The organism is Pseudoalteromonas sp. MB41, assembly GCF_020966275.1.
Lineage (GTDB): Bacteria > Pseudomonadota > Gammaproteobacteria > Enterobacterales > Alteromonadaceae > Pseudoalteromonas > Pseudoalteromonas lipolytica.
In genome coordinates this window covers 352092-369030 of the sequence record NZ_JAJJZF010000002.1, presented here as the reverse complement: position 1 = coordinate 369030, position 16939 = coordinate 352092, and the positions used below count along the sequence as shown (strand labels likewise).

At 41.3% G+C, this 16939-nt stretch carries 18 protein-coding genes; 8 read left to right on the top strand and 10 right to left on the bottom strand.

Annotated features, from left to right (window positions below):
* On the top strand, positions 1-269 hold a 269-nt coding region (locus tag LPA49_RS05245), incomplete at its 5' end, for an IS3 family transposase (RefSeq protein WP_143474491.1).
* 68 nt (positions 270-337) lie between these two features.
* Here the strand turns inward: LPA49_RS05245 and metG are convergent.
* Positions 338-2362 (bottom strand): methionine--tRNA ligase, encoded by a 2025-nt coding sequence (gene metG / locus LPA49_RS05240; protein ID WP_180311514.1) that lies wholly within the window; start codon positions 2360-2362, stop codon positions 338-340.
* Positions 2363-2540: 178 nt separating this feature from the next.
* Between metG and apbC the strand changes: the two genes are divergently transcribed.
* The 4 genes from apbC to LPA49_RS05220 all read left to right on the top strand — a co-directional run bounded on the left by apbC (position 2541) and on the right by LPA49_RS05220 (position 7449).
* Positions 2541-3620, top strand: coding sequence for an iron-sulfur cluster carrier protein ApbC (apbC, locus tag LPA49_RS05235; protein ID WP_065979820.1), 1080 nt, complete (start codon positions 2541-2543; stop codon positions 3618-3620).
* Positions 3621-3760: 140 nt separating this feature from the next.
* Entirely contained in the window at positions 3761-3907 is a 147-nt protein-coding gene (locus LPA49_RS05230; RefSeq protein WP_162898032.1) for a hypothetical protein, read from the top strand.
* Positions 3908-4247: 340 nt separating this feature from the next.
* Positions 4248-4835 (top strand): dCTP deaminase, encoded by a 588-nt coding sequence (gene dcd / locus LPA49_RS05225; protein ID WP_036968938.1) that lies wholly within the window; start codon positions 4248-4250, stop codon positions 4833-4835.
* Between the two features lie 187 nt (positions 4836-5022).
* The gene (locus tag LPA49_RS05220; protein WP_230235878.1) at positions 5023-7449 is read left to right on the top strand and encodes an EAL domain-containing protein; all 2427 of its coding nucleotides are present in this window, start codon (positions 5023-5025) and stop codon (positions 7447-7449) included.
* On the opposite strand, the gene LPA49_RS05215 is transcribed toward LPA49_RS05220, so the two are convergent.
* Both LPA49_RS05215 and LPA49_RS05210 read right to left on the bottom strand, forming a co-directional pair.
* Positions 7415-8191, bottom strand: coding sequence for a CLCA_X family protein (locus LPA49_RS05215; RefSeq protein ID WP_036968933.1), 777 nt, complete (start codon positions 8189-8191; stop codon positions 7415-7417). The two genes, LPA49_RS05220 and LPA49_RS05215, sit on opposite strands and share 35 nt — an antisense overlap.
* Complete coding sequence (locus LPA49_RS05210) at positions 8191-8790, bottom strand: tRNA-uridine aminocarboxypropyltransferase (RefSeq protein WP_065979822.1); 600 nt, start codon at positions 8788-8790, stop codon at positions 8191-8193. The genes LPA49_RS05215 and LPA49_RS05210 overlap by 1 nt, the downstream gene beginning before the upstream one ends.
* A 126-nt stretch (positions 8791-8916) precedes the next feature.
* On the opposite strand from LPA49_RS05210, the gene LPA49_RS05205 reads away from it, so the two are divergent.
* Positions 8917-9261: an Hpt domain-containing protein gene (locus tag LPA49_RS05205; RefSeq protein ID WP_065979823.1), complete on the top strand. Its 345-nt coding sequence runs from the start codon at positions 8917-8919 to the stop codon at positions 9259-9261.
* Between the two features lie 93 nt (positions 9262-9354).
* The gene (locus LPA49_RS05200) at positions 9355-10572 is read left to right on the top strand and encodes a pyridoxal phosphate-dependent aminotransferase (protein WP_036968919.1); all 1218 of its coding nucleotides are present in this window, start codon (positions 9355-9357) and stop codon (positions 10570-10572) included.
* A gap of 315 nt (positions 10573-10887) precedes the next feature.
* Here LPA49_RS05200 and LPA49_RS05195 read toward each other — a convergent pair whose 3' ends face one another.
* The 4 genes from LPA49_RS05195 to LPA49_RS05180 are packed head-to-tail and all read right to left on the bottom strand — an operon-like array spanning position 10888 to position 13788.
* Positions 10888-11355: a glycine zipper 2TM domain-containing protein gene (locus LPA49_RS05195; protein ID WP_180311518.1), complete on the bottom strand. Its 468-nt coding sequence runs from the start codon at positions 11353-11355 to the stop codon at positions 10888-10890.
* 12 nt (positions 11356-11367) lie between these two features.
* Complete coding sequence (gene lpoB, locus LPA49_RS05190; RefSeq protein WP_036968915.1) at positions 11368-11979, bottom strand: penicillin-binding protein activator LpoB; 612 nt, start codon at positions 11977-11979, stop codon at positions 11368-11370.
* A 10-nt stretch (positions 11980-11989) separates the two neighbouring features.
* Positions 11990-12415 carry a YcfL family protein gene (locus LPA49_RS05185; protein ID WP_036968913.1) on the bottom strand — a complete coding sequence of 142 codons (426 nt, stop codon included), beginning with the start codon at positions 12413-12415 and terminating at the stop codon, positions 11990-11992.
* Positions 12416-12423: 8 nt separating this feature from the next.
* Positions 12424-13788 (bottom strand): COG3014 family protein, encoded by a 1365-nt coding sequence (locus LPA49_RS05180; RefSeq protein ID WP_230235866.1) that lies wholly within the window; start codon positions 13786-13788, stop codon positions 12424-12426.
* A 134-nt stretch (positions 13789-13922) separates the two neighbouring features.
* Between LPA49_RS05180 and LPA49_RS05175 the strand changes: the two genes are divergently transcribed.
* Positions 13923-14783, top strand: coding sequence for a DMT family transporter (locus LPA49_RS05175; protein ID WP_268260712.1), 861 nt, complete (start codon positions 13923-13925; stop codon positions 14781-14783).
* Between the two features lies 1 nt (position 14784).
* Here LPA49_RS05175 and LPA49_RS05170 read toward each other — a convergent pair whose 3' ends face one another.
* From LPA49_RS05170 to LPA49_RS05160, 3 genes are read right to left on the bottom strand one after another with little or no spacing between them, the layout of a single operon-like run.
* Positions 14785-15468, bottom strand: coding sequence for a M15 family metallopeptidase (locus LPA49_RS05170; RefSeq protein ID WP_230235864.1), 684 nt, complete (start codon positions 15466-15468; stop codon positions 14785-14787).
* Positions 15465-16595, bottom strand: a complete 1131-nt coding sequence (dapE, locus tag LPA49_RS05165) for a succinyl-diaminopimelate desuccinylase (protein WP_036968908.1) — start codon at positions 16593-16595, stop codon at positions 15465-15467. Before dapE ends, LPA49_RS05170 begins: the two co-directional genes overlap by 4 nt.
* Positions 16595-16939 (bottom strand): ArsC family reductase, encoded by a 345-nt coding sequence (locus LPA49_RS05160; protein WP_036968906.1) that lies wholly within the window; start codon positions 16937-16939, stop codon positions 16595-16597. Before LPA49_RS05160 ends, dapE begins: the two co-directional genes overlap by 1 nt.

The window sequence follows — 16939 nt, the reverse complement described above, 5'->3', positions numbered from 1 at the left end:
AAAACAAACAATATCAAAATCATCTCAAGGAAAAAGGGTTGCAACAAAGTATGTCTAGAAAAGGAAATTGTTTAGATAATGCGGTTGCTGAGAACTTCTTCGGCATATTGAAGAGTGAGATGTACCACAACGAAACGTTTAAAGACGTGAATGAGCTTATTGAAAACATCAAAGAATATATCCACTATTACAACAACGAGCGTATTAAGCTGAAACTAAAAGGCCTGAGTCCGATACAGTATCGAAATCAGGCCTTGGCAGCCGCTTAAAAATGAGTCCAACTTTATGGGGTCACTTCAGTTTGCACACAACGGTTTTTTTACAATAAGGTTTTACCTTACATGACACGCATGCCTGGCTCTGAACCCTCATCAGGGTTAAGAATATAGATTTCTTTGCCGCCAGGGCCTGCTGCTAACACCATGCCTTCAGACATACCAAAACGCATCTTACGTGGTTTAAGGTTCGCTACCATAACGGTCAGCTTGCCTTCGATGTCTTCAGGCGCATACGCAGATTTAATACCGGCGAATACCTGGCGAGTTTCGCCACCTAAATCTAACGTCAATTTTAATAATTTATCAGCACCTTCAACGTGTTCTGCTTTTGCAATTTTCGCTACACGTAAATCAACTTTAGCAAAATCATCAAATTCGATTTCAGGGCTGATTGGCTCTTTCGCTAATGGGCTATTAGGATCAATCTTGTCTTTTTCAGCGACGAGGCTTTCTTTTGATTCTTCAATCATTTTATTTACTTTATCCATTTCAACGCGTTGCATTAACGGTTTAAATTTATTAATAGCATGACCCACAAGTGCTGTTTGCACACCTTGCCATGTTAATGCGTCATTTAAAAAGGCTTCAACATTGGCAGCCATTCCTGGTAAAACAGGCTTTAAGTAGGTGATAAGCACACGGAACATATTGAGACCAAGTGAGCACACGTCATGCGCTTCTTGTTGTTTTGCTTCGTCTTTAATTAACACCCAAGGAGCTTTAGCATCAATAAATTGGTTGGCTTTGTCTGCAAGCGCCATAATTTCACGAATAGCACGGCTATAGTCACGATTCTCGTAATGATTAGCAATGCTGTCTGATGCCGCTTGGAATTCACTTAGTAACGCTTCATCCATCACTGTGTCGCTTAGTTTCCCGTCAAATTTCTTGGTGATGAAACTAGCACAACGGCTTGCAATATTGACCACTTTACCAACCAGATCTGAATTTACACGCAGGGCAAAATCTTCAAGGTTTAAATCTAAATCAGTAATACCGTTGTTAAGTTTTGCCGCGTAATAGTAGCGTAGATATTCAGGGTCTAAATTATCTAGATAAGTACGTGCCTTTACAAAAGTGCCTTTAGATTTAGACATTTTTGCGCCATTTACGGTGACAAAGCCGTGAGCGAATACATTCGTTGGTTTTCTGAAGTTTGCCCCTTCTAACATGGCAGGCCAGAATAAACTGTGGAAGTAAATGATGTCTTTACCGATAAAGTGGTAAAGTTCGGCTTCTGAGTCTTCACGCCAGAACGCATCAAAGTCGATGCCTTTCTTGTCACATAGGTTCTTAAAGCTGGCCATGTAACCGATGGGTGCATCTAGCCATACGTAGAAGTATTTACCTGGAGCACCTGGGATTTCAAAGCCAAAGTAAGGTGCATCACGACTGATATCCCACTGCTGCAGGCCATCTGCAAACCATTCGTCTAACTTGTTAGCCATTTCTTGTTGGATAGTGCCAGAGTGTAACCACTCTTTTAGCATGTCTTCAAAGGCTGGCAAGTCAAAGAAGTAGTGCTCAGAGTCTTTTAACACAGGCTCCGCACCCGACATGACAGAACGTGGATTGATAAGTTCAGTTGGGCTGTATGTTGCACCGCATGCGTCACAGCTATCACCGTTTTGATCTTCAGACTTACACATTGGGCAAGTACCTGTTACAAAACGGTCAGGTAAGAAAATGCCTTTTTCTGGATCAAAAAGCTGAGAAATAGTGTGCTTCTTAATGTGGCCCGCATCATTTAAGCGGTTATAAATAAGCTCGCTTAACTGCTTGTTTTCTTCGCTGTGAGTGCTGTGATAGTTATCAAATTCTATGTTGAAATCAGCAAAGTCGCGTTGGCGTTCTACACTGACATTTTTAACCATTTCCTCTGGCGTGATCCCTTGTTTCTGCGCATTAAGCATAATGGGGGTGCCGTGAGCATCATCTGCGCACACGTAATAGGTCTCATGACCTTGTTGCTTTTGAAAACGCGCCCAAATATCAGTTTGGATGTATTCTAATAAATGACCTAAGTGAGTCGGGCCATTGGCATAAGGTAATGCGCTAGTAATCAGGATCTTTCGCTGTGCCATAATCATTCCGAATTGAGGATAGTTCGTTGCAAAAATGCATGAATATCATTATTTAATTCATTGCGAGTTGCCTATATACAAAACAACGCAATGATATTATCTAATTGTCTGGTTTTAATGCCTTGAATGTTACATAATTCCGAAGCACTTTTCATCAAAGAAACGCTATTTTATTGCTATGTTTGGACTGTCAAAATTATTCTCTGGTAAATCGGCTGAAAAAGAACCGCTACTTGATGCGTTAGCTGCTTATAGAAGCAGCGCATTTGCGATTGGGATTGAAGCCCAATGGGTAAAAGAAATAACAATAAATACCGACAAAAGCTTTAAGGTTAAGCTGGAATTACCCTTTGCTGGCAAGGGAGAATTAGCACAAATCGAAGAGTTTGTTAGCAATAAGCTCTCAACATCAGTGAGCATCGACGCCGAGGTGTCATTACCCAACCAATGCTGCTTTAAGCAGATTAAGCAGATTGTACTTGTTGCATCTGGCAAAGGGGGAGTGGGTAAGTCGACAACGGCTGTGAATCTTGCTTCAGCACTTGAGCAAGAGGGAGCTAAAGTGGGGATTTTAGATGCTGACATTTATGGCCCATCGATCCCTTTACTTTTAGGTCTGCAGGGTGCTGAGCCTAAAACACTGGATAATAAAAACTTATTACCATTTGAAGCACATAATTTGAAAGCGCAATCAATTGGTTTCTTAGTGCCGAGTGATGATGCAACAGTGTGGCGAGGCCCCATGGCATCGGGGGCGCTTAATCAACTTATGAATGAGACCGATTGGGGTGAACTTGATTACCTCATCGTTGATATGCCGCCCGGCACCGGTGATATTCAACTAACCATGAGTCAAAAAGTACCTGCTAGTGGCGCTGTAATTATTACAACACCGCAAGATTTAGCCCTAGCTGATGCACAAAAGGGGATTGCTATGTTTAATAAGGTCAATATTCCAGTATTGGGTCTTATTGAGAACATGAGTTACTTTTTATGTGGTCATTGCGGCGAACCCAATCATGTATTTGGCAAAGATGGCGCTGTAAAATTAGCTCACCGCCATGGTGTGCCTGTATTAGCCAACATCCCTCTTGCGATTGAAATACGTGAAAGCTCGGAGCAAGGGCGGGTAATTTCTCGAGATAATGCAGCATCAATCAGCGCTACCTACAAGAATGCTGCACGTGTCCTAGCCAGCAGCTTGCATTACCAGCAAACACAAAATAGTTCGGTAGAAATACTGATAACAGAAGATTAAACACAGAAAAAAATGTTAATTTCTTGTTGTTTATTAATCATTATGACAATGAGGTATTTGTGATTTTGTGCTTAATTAGTGCATTTACTGCCCTTCAGAGTGTTTTCTGTCTACTTAAAAGACACATAAAACAACTTGCGATGGCGCTTTCTGTAGCGACATTAGCTGGCTGCGGTGGCTCTGCCACAGAAACAAAAATTGACACAATCGACCCAAGTGAACCCACTTCTGATTGGGGGATGGTATGGGAGGATGACTTTAATGGCGATTCAATTGACAAAAACTAACATCGCGAGAGTACGAACTCGTTAACGTATTTGAAGGTTCATATTTTCTCAGCTTATGTCGCGTCTTGTTATACATTCATTGTATTAAAAAAATCATTTCACCCCATACTAAACGTAAAAGTTATTCTTAACGGTTTAAATGAGTATAAAAAATTAATTCATGAAGAAATGTCTGTAAGACTAACTTGATAAGTGAGTTTTGTGTCACAATAATCCCAGCATACTGTGAGCTTTAACGCTTATTGATTGCATTAAATGCATGAACTAACGTGAAGCAAGATAATTTTTACAGCGCAACATGTTGATAATAACTGTTTGGCTGTTTTAGGTAGAATAATAAATGAGATTATCAGATACCCATATTCAGCAATATATTAACGAGGGTCGTATCGTTATAGAGCCTTCACCGAGTAAAGACATGATTTCTGGGGTGACGGTAGACTTACGTTTAGGCAATAAGTTTCGAGTGTTTCAAGATCATACCGCAGCTTACGTTGATTTAAGCGGTCCGAAAGATCAACTTAATAAAGCGATGGAATCAATTATGAGCGACGAAATCGTGTTAGCGGAAGAAGAAGCCTTTTTTCTTCACCCAGGCGAATTAGCCTTGGCGATTACGCATGAAAAAGTTACGTTACCCGCTGATATTGTGGGTTGGTTAGATGGCCGCTCCTCACTCGCTCGCCTTGGTTTAATGGTGCACGTAACGGCACACCGAATTGACCCAGGTTGGTCAGGTAATATTGTGCTTGAGTTTTATAACTCGGGTAAATTGCCTTTGGCATTAAGACCCATGATGAAAATAGGGGCGATGAGTTTTGAGACCATGACCAGCCCAGCCGAAAATCCTTACAACACCCGTAAAGATGCGAAATATAAAGATCAAAACTCGGCGGTAGCGAGTCGTATTAGCGACGATAATAAGTAAGCTTTTCTTATGTGGCCTACGGGCCACAGTACTTTAATTGCAAATCGTTCCCAAAAGTTGGCAATTTACGCTGTTCCCCCCCATACTTTTAGCTGGTGTTTAATGGCACGGAGCTAAAATGCTTTCAATCAGCAGGTGCATCCTTACGTTTTATAAACAGCTGGTAACTGCTACTTGTTGTCTTTTTTTGTATACCTTTACAGCGACTTTAAATGCGGCTGAACTCCCTGTTTGGCTGATAAACACTGATGACCCAGTTTTTATTGTTAGCCAATCACTGCAGCAGAAATTAGACGATAAGCATAAAGTAAATATGCTTGAACCCAAAACACTTCGCTTAAAAGCACACAGTTCGTATTGGCTTGTCATCGACTTAAATAAGTTACCAAGTAATCAAGACTACGTTGTGTATATTGCTGAACCCAACTTAACGTGGAAAAAGTTTTATCTTCTTGATGATTTATTACAAATTCAAAATAAAGATAGATTGGCATCATTAGTCAGCTTATCGAGTGTGCGACCACACTGGTTAGTCGATCACAATCGTCAAAATCGCTGGGCACTTCTTAATTTCCAACATGAGCATGCGATATCAATTGAAGTCGGGGTTGTTTCAGCTAAAACGTTTGAAGTTAATTTACACCAAACAATTTTGGGGTATGGCGCTATCCTGGGTGTCTTGGTTTTATGCATGTTTGTATGTGGGGTGTATTACTTCATATCGAAACGCTTTAAGTATCTGACATTAAATGCTTACTTCGTTTTAGTGACCATTGGATTTATGATAGATAATGGTTTAACGAGCTTTTTTGTTAGCGGGTTAGAGTGGAGCGCTAAGTGGCTTATAAACCAGTATGCATTGTGTTTTGGTGCTTATTTTTTGTATCACTTTGCTGCAATAAACAGACTTAAAAGTCACTATAAATCGGTGTGGATCGCTTTATTAGGTGTGTCAATAATTACTGCAATAATGGCTTCGTTATTGCCGCAACTCAATCTGCAATCGTCGTACATTTTTAGTTGTATTGTCTTTTTAATGCTCGCAGGTATTGCGATTACTATTTTGTACAAAGGAAAAGGTGAGCGTACGCGTTTAAGATTATTAATGGTGCTTACATTGTCTGTTCAAGCGTTTAGTTGGTTGGTGTGGAATGGCTTTGGTGTTGGTAATCACACCATTCAAAATGTCATTCTATTATTCACATCGTTAGCTATTAGTTCATTGTTGTTACTTAAAGATAGACACAGAATTTCATCATTTAATTATTCAATGACACATGATGCGGATACAAAATTACCCAATAAACAATTGCTACTGAGTGAAATAATGAAAAAAGTAGCGCACAAACAACATTTTTCTGTGATGTTGTTCAGGCCCCATGTCTTGGTAAATGCCAGAGCAACATTTGGCTATGAGCATGCTAATAACTGCATTGTGACTACGCTGGATTTACTTACCCAACAGCTTGAATCGATTAATGCTTTAAGGCTGGAAACCCATGTTGATCAAGGTGTCTGGATAGCACGCGTTGATGACAGTATTTTTGCTTGTGTTGTAATGGGGGAGTTGGAACTGAGTCATATAGAGCAATTTGCTTGTTTGATTCATGGAGTGTTTGAAGAGGGCATCACGCATAACAATGTAAAATTAGTTGATAGTGTTGATATTGGTGTTGCCCATTATCCTTTACATGGTAATACCGCCAGACAAATTCTACAGTGCGCGATTCAAGCTATGAGTGAAAAGCGCCTGCAAGGTGAGCGCTGGCGTATGTTTGATTTAGAAAGTGCGAGACTCTCAGAGCAAAGGCTGCTCATTGCCGCATCATTAAAATTAGCGATTGAAGAAGACCAATTAAACTTACATTTTCAGCCACAGATATGTTTAGAAACGGGTGATATTGTGGGTTGCGAAGCGCTACTTCGTTGGCATCACCCTGCACTTGGAGCAATCGGCCCTGATACCTTTATTCCGATTGCTGAGTCCTCAGGGGTCATTAATCAACTTACCGAGTGGGTCGTTGCGAAAGGCATAGAATGGCAAGCAAGGTTTTGTGAGTTAATACCTGAGCATGTCATTTCTATTAATATCTCGGCAAAAGATTTGCTCAATAAAGATTTACCTGTGCTGTTTATTACTAAGTTAAATGAGCTAGGTGTAAGTGCTGATTCTGTGATGCTTGAGTTAACAGAATCAGCGACCCTGGAAGAAAGTAAAAATATAAAAATAACACTGGACGATTATCGCTTAATTGGTGTGAAACTCGCCATTGATGATTTTGGTACAGGTTACTCTTCACTCGCTTATTTAAGTCAACTGGGCTTTGATGAGGTGAAAATTGATAAGCAGTTTGTTCTTAATCTCGCTTTTTCGTTAAATGATCAAAGTATCTGTAAAGCAACCTGTGATATTGCTAAAACGCTCGGTGCCAAAGTGGTGGCCGAGGGCATTGAAGACCCGCAGAGCTTGGCCATTTTACAACGTTATGGCTGCCAAATAGGGCAGGGATATTACTTTTCCAAACCGCTTGAGGCTGACGATTATTTACTGTGGATCAAGAACTTTAAGTCGGTTGATGTTAGCCACGATGTAAAAGCACACCTAGTTGATTAAAATACCGTAATAATGCGTCTGAGCAGCGTGATGTATGCTCTATGCTTGGGTAAATTAAACCACCGTCATTTAAGCCACTCACTAAAAAACTATTTTTAATCGCAGGATGGACAGCAATGCATTGCTCAAAACACCGTGCCGCAAGTTCTTCTGGCATGCTCATATAAATATGCTGTCGTTGTTTATCAAAGGCTATCGATTGTGTGACGAACTCGTTTGGGTTATTACCTTGAGTATCTAAAAAAACCTGATGAAAAAACTGATTGAGGAAATGATTTAACGGGTGTGTTAAATCAGGTGTTTGGGTTAACCACAATGATGAGCAAAACTGCATGGGTTGTCTGTGTGGGAACATATGCTGGCAAATATGGTGATCAAAGGCATGAAACCACTCATGTGCGAGGGCTCCTCCTCCGGCATTTTTTGCCAGAGCAAGTGTTTGGCTTTGCGCATTATAATGTGCTTGCACTCCTTTTTGACCGCCATGACCGAAAGCAAAATTCAGTTTGCCACGAAGGCCCATTGCCACAGGTGGTAATGACAGTATTTGTGCGAGATCTGCCAGCGCGTCATAAATTAAATTTGCAGCTAATAATCGTTCTTGCTTGGTAACCCAATGACCCACAACGAGGGTACGAAATCCGAACGTGTCGCGAATATCGTCAAAATCAACTTGGTCATCAAAACGGTAATCGGGACCTTGGCGGCTAAACCCCGCACTTAAACGTTTAGACACTCGCATTATAAGTAACGTGCCTTGACTGCTTGAGGCATGTGCTGAGTTTGTTTTTCAACAAGCGCCGTGAGTAAGTGATAAAGCGGGTCAACATTACACTGTTCGATTAAATTAAGGCTCTGTGCAACGGCTTCTAATGTCGACAAGCTATCGGCGCGAGGTGCTTTTCTGATCACGTATTTGTTTTTTGGTAAAGTGGCGAAGCTGACAGCCTTGAAGTGCTGCAAACTTGGGGTCAGCATCAGCATTTTGTAGGCTTTTTTCCATGTGCCATCAAGCACCACTAAATGAGTAAGCTGTTGTTTAAAGTCTAATGTTGCATCAGTGCACTTATCAAGCATGATTGCATTATCGGCGGGATACAACAGTGCCGTGCTCTGTGTTGGCAGTGAGGCAAGCTCAGGAAAGTCTTGTTCAGACTCGCCACTCAAAATAATACAGTTCGCTAAACCTAATTTAAGCAGGTGCGCTGTGTTTTTAGTTACTTTTTCTTCGCTAGGATGACGTAATATAATGATTTTTAGTTTATTATTAATTATGCTTATCGCATTACATAAGCAGGTTCTGACTGAAAAGCCACAACCCGAACACAGTTCTCTAGCCATATTAAACTTCTAGCATACAATTAAAGTATGGCTATTATACATGAGCTCTGGTCATAGGGTTGCTTTTTTACAATGAACAGCTAGAGTTGCGATTTAAATGATGACGTTTTTGATCAAGGGATAAACATGACGACGATCACAATAGATGAAGGTGCACTTGAAGGTATGGAATCGCTTTTGGGTGATCAATTTGCCGACACCTTAACCTTTTGCTGCAGTGAGTTTCAACGCTTGAGTGGTGAAGTTTTAGCGAATTTGGATTCAGAAAATGAAGTTGCTGCGCGTCATGCACATAGCTTAAAGTCAAATGCTGCGCAATTCGGTGCATCGAGCTTATCTGATGTTGCTCGCGAAATTGAACAGGCGTTAAACGAGGGGCATGTGGATACAGCAATAGAAAAGTCACAAAACCTTGACGCGCAAGTTGCAGGTTCAGTTGAAAAACTACAGGCCTGGTTTGCTGGTCGCTAATAACTTGAATTTATTTCAGTTATAACCTCAAAAATCCACTAGCGTGGTTAGCCTCTGCTAGGTTAGTCTTAGGGTCTAATAGTAGAGGTAACCATGTCACAAATAAAAAAGAGTCACAAACTTAACGGTGTCTGTTATGACATTCGTGGGCCTGTGCTTGCACAAGCTCGAAAAATGGAAGATGAAGGTCAAAAAGTTCTCAAGCTTAATATTGGCAACCCTGCGGCCTTTGGTTTTGATATGCCTGAAGATATGCACCGCGATATCATCCGTAACTTGTATTCAGCCCAAGGCTACTGTGACTCTAAAGGCCTTTACTCTGCCCGTGTGGCTGTTTATCAACACTATCAGCAACGTGGATTATTCAACCTAGATGTCGACCATATTTATATCGGTAATGGGGTGAGCGAGCTTATTCAAATGACGACTCAAGCATTGCTTGATAACGATGATGAAGTACTGATCCCAGCACCCGATTACCCACTATGGACCGCGTCTGTTAAATTAGCGGGTGGTAACCCTGTTCATTATTTATGTGATGAAGAACAAGATTGGTTTCCAGATATTGCTGATATAAAAAGTAAAATTACCTCAAAGACAAAAGCGCTGGTACTGATTAACCCGAACAATCCAACGGGGGCTGTCTACAGTGATGACTTATTAATGGAGCTTATTAATATTGCGCGAGAGCATAAGCTGCTGTTATTAAGTGATGAGATATACGAGAAAATTTTATATGACGGCGCCACACATACCTCAATAGGGGCGTTGTGTGATGATGTGCCTATTATTACCTTTAACGGCCTTGCAAAAACATACCGAGCAGCGGGCTTGCGTATGGGCTGGATGGTATTAAGTGGCCGTACAAGTGTAATGGAAGACTTAGTGCGTGGTTTAGATATGTTGGCATCTATGCGCCTGTGTGCCAATGTACCTGCACAATATGCGATTCAGCAAGCATTGGGTGGTGTACAGTCAATCGATAATCTAATTAACCCCGGTGGGCGCTTGTGTGTGCAACGTGATATTGCATGGCAAGGACTAAATGCGATAGACGGCATTAGTTGTAAAAAACCAAAAGGCGCACTGTATGCCTTTGCAAAAGTTGACACCGACAAGTTTAAGATTAAAAACGATGAACGCATGATCTTAGATTTGCTAAAAGCCGAAAAAATACTGCTCGTGCACGGCAGGGCATTCAACTGGCCTGAGCCTGACCACTTTAGATTGGTGTTTTTACCGAACAAAGATGATTTAACTGAAGCAATGGGTAAGATGCAACGATTCTTTGCAGATTACAAACAGAGCTAAAATCATCGCTCATAATAGCGAGATAAGGCTCTAATGCCGTTCACTTTAGGTGAGCGGCATTTCTTTTTATGAAGTAACGATTGCTCGCTGTTACTTTTACCAGTTTGTAATAATACATTATACCAATGTGCAATAATACTTAATCATTTTGAGGAATTGAACCTGTCGCTACCTGCGTTAAAAATCTCTGACTTACGACGGCATAGATGCAGAGCAATTGCCGATAACACCTAAATAACGACATTTTTACCTTATTATCAACGCGGTTTTATTGCCTCAAAATAGATTACTTAATTAAGCGAATTAGTATTACTATTAAAAAGCCTTATCTACGCGAACGGTGTTATCACTTAAATAAACAAGACGAACTTTGTCACCTTGATTAAATATCATCCGACTATCCTTGTCTTGAACGACCATGTATTGCTCGCCATTTTCTACTTGAATCATTAACTCAACAAGTTGATATTCAATATAACGGCTTGATTGCTGACGGTTGTGTGCAATCGACCCGCCAATCATTGAACCAAGAATAGTTGCCACAGTTCGACCACTTCCGCCGCCAAATTGATTCCCTACAACACCGCCTAATAGTGCGCCGCCAAAGGTTTTCCAGCCATTTGTTTGATCTTTAACCAGTTCTTGCTCGGTTATATTACGAACTGACTGCACTGAACCAAACAAAACTTGCTGCACGGGAACCGCTTTATTACGCTGATAATCAGCGTAACTCGGCGCACTGAGCAATAAACATAGGCTAAATAAACTAATAAGGTACTTCATATAACCTCCTGGCTACCAGCCAAAAGTAGATTTTTCGCGTGTTTTACGGATTTCAGTTTCATCAGCCCACTCAATCAGGCCACTTTTTAAATCCATTAAACGCATCGTGAATTTATAATAGACATCGGCTTTATCTGCATTAGATTTTACAATGCTCGACAGGTTGCCGTATAACATATACTGCGCTCCCACTTGCTGACCAAATGCGATTGCAGTATTGGGATTGACGAGCGGGTCGACATTTTGGAAATTAAGCTGTTCGCGCACCGCTTCGACACGCGTCATATCAACAAAACGGAATTTACCGCTGCGTAATAATTGTGTCGAAATAGAGTCAGTGATTGATTCTGTATCAATATGCTCGCTGGTTTTATTTTTTATCCGCTCAACAAACACGATAGGACGCGAATTTGCTGTTAATGTCCCCACAACAGGCGATGCCAATAACGAATCTGTCATTTGGCTGGCGACCTTTTGCAAATCAGTTGAACCAAAGTTGATATCGGTTGTTTCAACAGCCTGAGCATCACCATAACTGACAACTGCTTTGTTGGCACAGCCAGATAACAGTAACGACGTTGCAATTGCGATAGCGGTGGCTGATTTCACTGAATATAATTTCATTGTGGCTTCCTTAATCTTCGAATTCTTGTGCTTCTGTTGAGACTTCACGAACAGCAAGCGAAAAGGTGACTGCATCAGATGTTGGGGCTAAGCCCGGTAGTTGTGTTTTTGCAAAACCAAATAAGGTAATTGCTTGCCATGGTGAGTGATTGCCTTTTATGACAAACCCATCGGCGTCATACCAAGTAAATTGATATTGTAAATATTGAGACTTTTTATACTGACTTGCTAATGTCACAACCACATCGGTTAAGCCATTGGTTTGGCGAGTTTTTACATCAGAAATCGCAAGCTTGTTACCAAGTTCAGGGTTATTAACAATAAGTTGTTGATTATATTGTTGTGATGCTTGCTCGACACCGATACCAGAGGTGGTTGGGCGAGAGGAGCAAGCCGCAACGAGTAATAGGGTTAGTAATGGCACTAAATATTTCATTATTGCTCCTAGAGTTGGACTACATGTGAGTCAAAGTAGTTATTAATAAAGGTTAGGTAGACAAAGGTTAACCCCTGCTTACTAACCGCAAAGTCAATTTTTCCGTGCCCTGACACCCACAGAGAGTGATTACCAGGGGTCATTGCTGTTTGTGCGATACTTAACTGATTTGGTAAAGTTAACCAACTGCGAGTATCTGCTTGCTCAGAGGCAAGGTTATATATATTTGCTAAAATATTGCCGACATCACCACCACTTCTGGCAAGTTCTGCACGCATTTTTTCTTTTGCCACTAGCCTCAAAACTTGTCGTGAAACTCTGCCCGCACTTTGATCTTTCAATGTTTTCGCTGCAAGTGACTCAAGCCGAACTATCGGCGTGAGTGTTAAACTTTCACCCGAGACCGTGATATTTTTTTGTGAGCTCACATAAGGCACGTCGCTGTATACGGGCATGGCGATACTGTAAAAACGCGCATCGCCACGCGAAGTATAAATGGGTAACCGTAAATTATATTCTTGCTTAGCAGGGATCAGGCCTTGCTCGGCAATAATAATAACCTGACCTTGATTGGCGTTGACCTCATTGAGCTTACCAAAACGCTGACTAAAAATTTCAAAGTCTTGATCAAAACCTTGTTTTTTAGCGAGCCGTAATACATTTTGTTGTAAATATGTATTATCGGTGTTTATCTCTAGGGCTTTTTTATAATCGATATAGGCATCATCAAATTGTTTATTCGCCTCATAAAGCATACCCGATAAATAAAACGTAAAAGCATTTTGAAAACCGTTCTTCACATCACCAATTAGCGTGGTCATGTCGGGGTAGCCAGCGGCGGCTTCTTCAGTGCGTTTATCGAGCTCAGCTTGATTATCTTTCAGTGCATCTTCTTGTACTTTGTTTGCACGCCTTATTTCTACTAAAGCCGATTCTAATTGCTTTTCAAATACATAACTAAGCGCTTTATAGCTATGCAACATAGTCATTTCGTACGCGGGTGGTTCATAACTAATGACTGAGTCATTGGTTAATAATGCGTTACTTTGCTCAAGACCTGCGCTTATTTGTAGTTTTGCAGCTTGGCGCTTTTTTTCCATGTTCATATAAACAGCTTCAAATGTGCTGTTAGCCTCAGAGTGCTGATCTGATAAAAACGCTAACCGCGCAGTTTCCAGCTGATTTAACAAATAGTTACTGTGCATTGAACTGTTACTAGGTAATAGTTGGTTGGCTGTGTCGATATCATTTTGGCTGATAGCTTGGCGCACTGGCCTTAACTGTGTTGCATAATCTTGGAATAGATCAGTAATACCTATGGTACTGCAACCAGATAACAGTAAAACAGCTCCAATAAATAAATGTCGATGCACTGAATACTCCTATAAGACAATGTAATCAGAGTAGCATACGCGACTTAACCGTCTATGATAAATTATGTAAAAAATCGTAAGTGATTTACGTTTAGAACGGTCTTGTATTTTATTATCAAAAGGATATCTGTATTTTGCCAACCACTGTGTTCTATACCTTGATGGCTTTGTGCGCTTTTGCCGCCAATTCTTTATTGTGCAGAATGGCTTTACAAAGTGGTGATATTGACCCTTTGAGCTTCACTGCCATTCGTTTAGTAAGTGGTGCATTGACCTTATTTTTGTTAATGAAATGGCAGGTTAAATCAGTTAAGTCGATGACCGTTGTGGACAAAGGTAATAACCTAAGTGCATTGAGTTTGTTTGTGTATGCGCTGTGCTTTTCAATTGCTTACGTTAATTTAAACACGGGAACGGGGGCGCTGATATTATTCTCAGCAGTGCAATTGACGATGATAGGGCACAGTATTATTAGCAAAGAGCCATTGCGTAAATTGCAGTGGGGCGCACTCATTGTTGCTTTTGCCGGCTTTGTGTATCTAATGTTACCCTCTGCAACGGTTCCATCCTTATTACCCGCGGTGTTAATGGCTGTCAGTGGTGTTGCTTGGGGAATATACAGTATTCGAGGAAAAACATGCGAAGCGCCTCTTCAAGCAACCGCGTATAACTTTCTTAGGAGCTTAATGCTCGTACCCATACTCATTTTGTTAGTGGCGATGCAATGGCACGCTTTATCACCTACCGGCATTTGGCTTGCTATAGCCTCGGGTTCACTGGCATCAGGGGTTGGGTATAGTATTTGGTACTTAGTGTTACCTAAACTCAAAAGCAGTCAAGCAGGCGTTGTTCAACTTATTGTGCCTGTACTAGCAACGTTTGCTGGTGTGGTATTTTTAAATGAGCTATTAACCATGAGGTTAGTGATAGCCAGCGCCTTAATTCTTGGCGCTGTTATGGTGTTTCTATTAGCAAAAAGGCCAGTGAGAACGTAACTTATTGTGGGCTATTTACATTTAATACATAGCGTTCATATAAACTGTTTAACTCGGATAAAATGGCTTTTTTGCCACATAAGTCACTCTCAGTTATGCGCTGTTGTAATGTGTCGATAGAAAGGTACTTCATCATGTTTGCTGACTGCGCTATATGGCTGATATGCCATGGTTCAGGTGCAACGCCACCCATGTACTCTCGGTATGGACGAAAAAAGCCATATTTCTCGAGATTATCATCAAGCCACGCTGTTAATCTAGCAAATGGCCCAGAAGTTGAATACTCTTCGGGGCTTAATTGCAGTTGATAACTATCACTGATGGCTGCAGTGTCGTAAATATCTAAATCGGTACCAAAATGATGTCGACTCGCGCCGGGTAAGGCTGAATAAAGCATAATTGCGTGGCATTTTTCAGCATCGCTCAATGCCGATAGGTCAACGGTTTCTTGTTCAAGGGTATAAACAGGGCGAAGGCCTTTAAATTTAGCATTCCAAATTACACTTTGGCGCGTAAAATCACGAAAACTTGAGGCAATTCTAAGCTCAATTCCAGCCCTTTTAGCGCCTTGTTGTAATGCTAAAAAGTCGGTAACAATATCTGCATGTAAACGGTGGTTCTGCAGCTCAACTAAATGTGAGCTACTTGACCCTGTAACGCATTGCAGTAAATCGGGCTGACTCATGTTAACAATTGCTCGAGAATGGTTTCGTATATTTTTGCAAGTTGAATGAGGTCGTCACAGCTCACGCATTCATTTACTTTATGAATTGTGTCGTTGCGAGGACCAAGTTCAATGACTTTGGCACCTGTCTGTGCGATAAAACGTCCATCAGACGTACCGCCTGTGGTTTCAAGTGCAGTATCGCGACCCGTAACGTGTTTAATGGCGTTTACCGTTGCGTCGACGAGCGGACCGTGGTCGGTTAAGAAAGGTAAGCCATTAACAATCCAGCTTAATTCGTAGTTTAAGCCATGCTTTTCAACAATTTTAACAACGCGTTGTTGTAGTTCCTCATAGGTTACTTCGGTGCTAAATCTAAAATTAAATTGAATGTCTAACTCACCAGGGATGACATTGCCTGCACCGGTGCCACCATTAATGTTTGATACTTGGAAACTGGTCGCTGGAAAAAACGCATTGCCTTCATCCCATTGAGTTTGGCTCAGTTCTGCAAGAACTGGGGCAGCTAAATGGATGGGGTTTTCAGCAAGGTGAGGGTAGGCAACGTGTCCTTGCACTCCTTTGACAGTTAAAAACCCTGTGAGAGAGCCTCGGCGGCCATTTTTTACAACATCTGCGAGCACATCACGCGAAGACGGTTCGCCGACCAAGCACATATCAATCTTTTCACCACGTGCTTCGAGTGTATCAATCACTCGGGTTGTACCATTGATAAATGGGCCTTCCTCGTCAGACGTGATTAAAAATGATATGGAGCCTTTATGGTCAGGGTGTTTAGCAACAAAGCGCTCAGTTGCGATAACCATTGCTGCTAAAGAGCCTTTCATATCTGCAGCACCACGGCCATGAAGCATACCGTCTTTAATAAGGGCTGAAAAAGGTGGGAATTGCCAATTTTTTTCTGGGCCTGTCGGGACAACATCGGTATGTCCGGCAAAACAAAAGTGGGGAGATTCAGTCCCTTTTCTTGCCCACGTATTAAGCGTGTCGGTAAAAAATAGCGACTCAATATTAAACCCTAGCTTTTCTAAGCGTTCGTTCATAAGCGCTTGGCAGCCTGCATCGTCAGGGGTGACCGATTCTCGTTGGATGAGTGCTTGGGCTAATTCAATAACGGGATCAGTCATTAGGCAAAAATCTCGTCGTATTGAGCAGCTTTAAATCCTAAATGATACTGACCGTTATGAATCAGTACTGGACGTTTTATCATTGCTGGTTGCGCGACAAGGAGTGCTAAAGCGCTTTCTTTATCTAAATTTTGTTTTTGCTCATCAGTGAGTTGACGGTAGGTTGTTCCACGCTTATTGACGAGTTCTTGCCAGTCTATATGTTGTGCAAATTCGGTGATAAGGTCGATACTAATGCCGTCTTTTCGATAGTCATGAAAAGTAAAGTCATAATTTTTATCAGATAAATATTTCTTGGCTTTTTTAATTGTATCGCAATTGCTGATACCATACATGATCGTCAT

Bases quoted from the DNA above. Each gene is read 5' to 3' on its own strand.
- metG (WP_180311514.1), bottom strand. From the start codon at position 2,362: ATGGCACAGCGAAAGATCCTGATTACTAGCGCATTACCTTATGCCAAT.
- apbC (WP_065979820.1), top strand. From the start codon at position 2,541: ATGTTTGGACTGTCAAAATTATTCTCTGGTAAATCGGCTGAAAAAGAA.
- LPA49_RS05230 (WP_162898032.1), top strand. From the start codon at position 3,761: ATGGCGCTTTCTGTAGCGACATTAGCTGGCTGCGGTGGCTCTGCCACA.
- dcd (WP_036968938.1), top strand. From the start codon at position 4,248: ATGAGATTATCAGATACCCATATTCAGCAATATATTAACGAGGGTCGT.
- LPA49_RS05215 (WP_036968933.1), bottom strand. From the start codon at position 8,191: ATGCGAGTGTCTAAACGTTTAAGTGCGGGGTTTAGCCGCCAAGGTCCC.
- LPA49_RS05210 (WP_065979822.1), bottom strand. From the start codon at position 8,790: ATGGCTAGAGAACTGTGTTCGGGTTGTGGCTTTTCAGTCAGAACCTGC.
- LPA49_RS05205 (WP_065979823.1), top strand. From the start codon at position 8,917: ATGACGACGATCACAATAGATGAAGGTGCACTTGAAGGTATGGAATCG.
- LPA49_RS05200 (WP_036968919.1), top strand. From the start codon at position 9,355: ATGTCACAAATAAAAAAGAGTCACAAACTTAACGGTGTCTGTTATGAC.
- LPA49_RS05195 (WP_180311518.1), bottom strand. From the start codon at position 11,355: ATGAAGTACCTTATTAGTTTATTTAGCCTATGTTTATTGCTCAGTGCG.
- lpoB (WP_036968915.1), bottom strand. From the start codon at position 11,979: ATGAAATTATATTCAGTGAAATCAGCCACCGCTATCGCAATTGCAACG.
- LPA49_RS05185 (WP_036968913.1), bottom strand. From the start codon at position 12,415: ATGAAATATTTAGTGCCATTACTAACCCTATTACTCGTTGCGGCTTGC.
- LPA49_RS05170 (WP_230235864.1), bottom strand. From the start codon at position 15,468: ATGAGTCAGCCCGATTTACTGCAATGCGTTACAGGGTCAAGTAGCTCA.
- dapE (WP_036968908.1), bottom strand. From the start codon at position 16,595: ATGACTGATCCCGTTATTGAATTAGCCCAAGCACTCATCCAACGAGAA.
- LPA49_RS05160 (WP_036968906.1), bottom strand. From the start codon at position 16,939: ATGACGATCATGTATGGTATCAGCAATTGCGATACAATTAAAAAAGCC.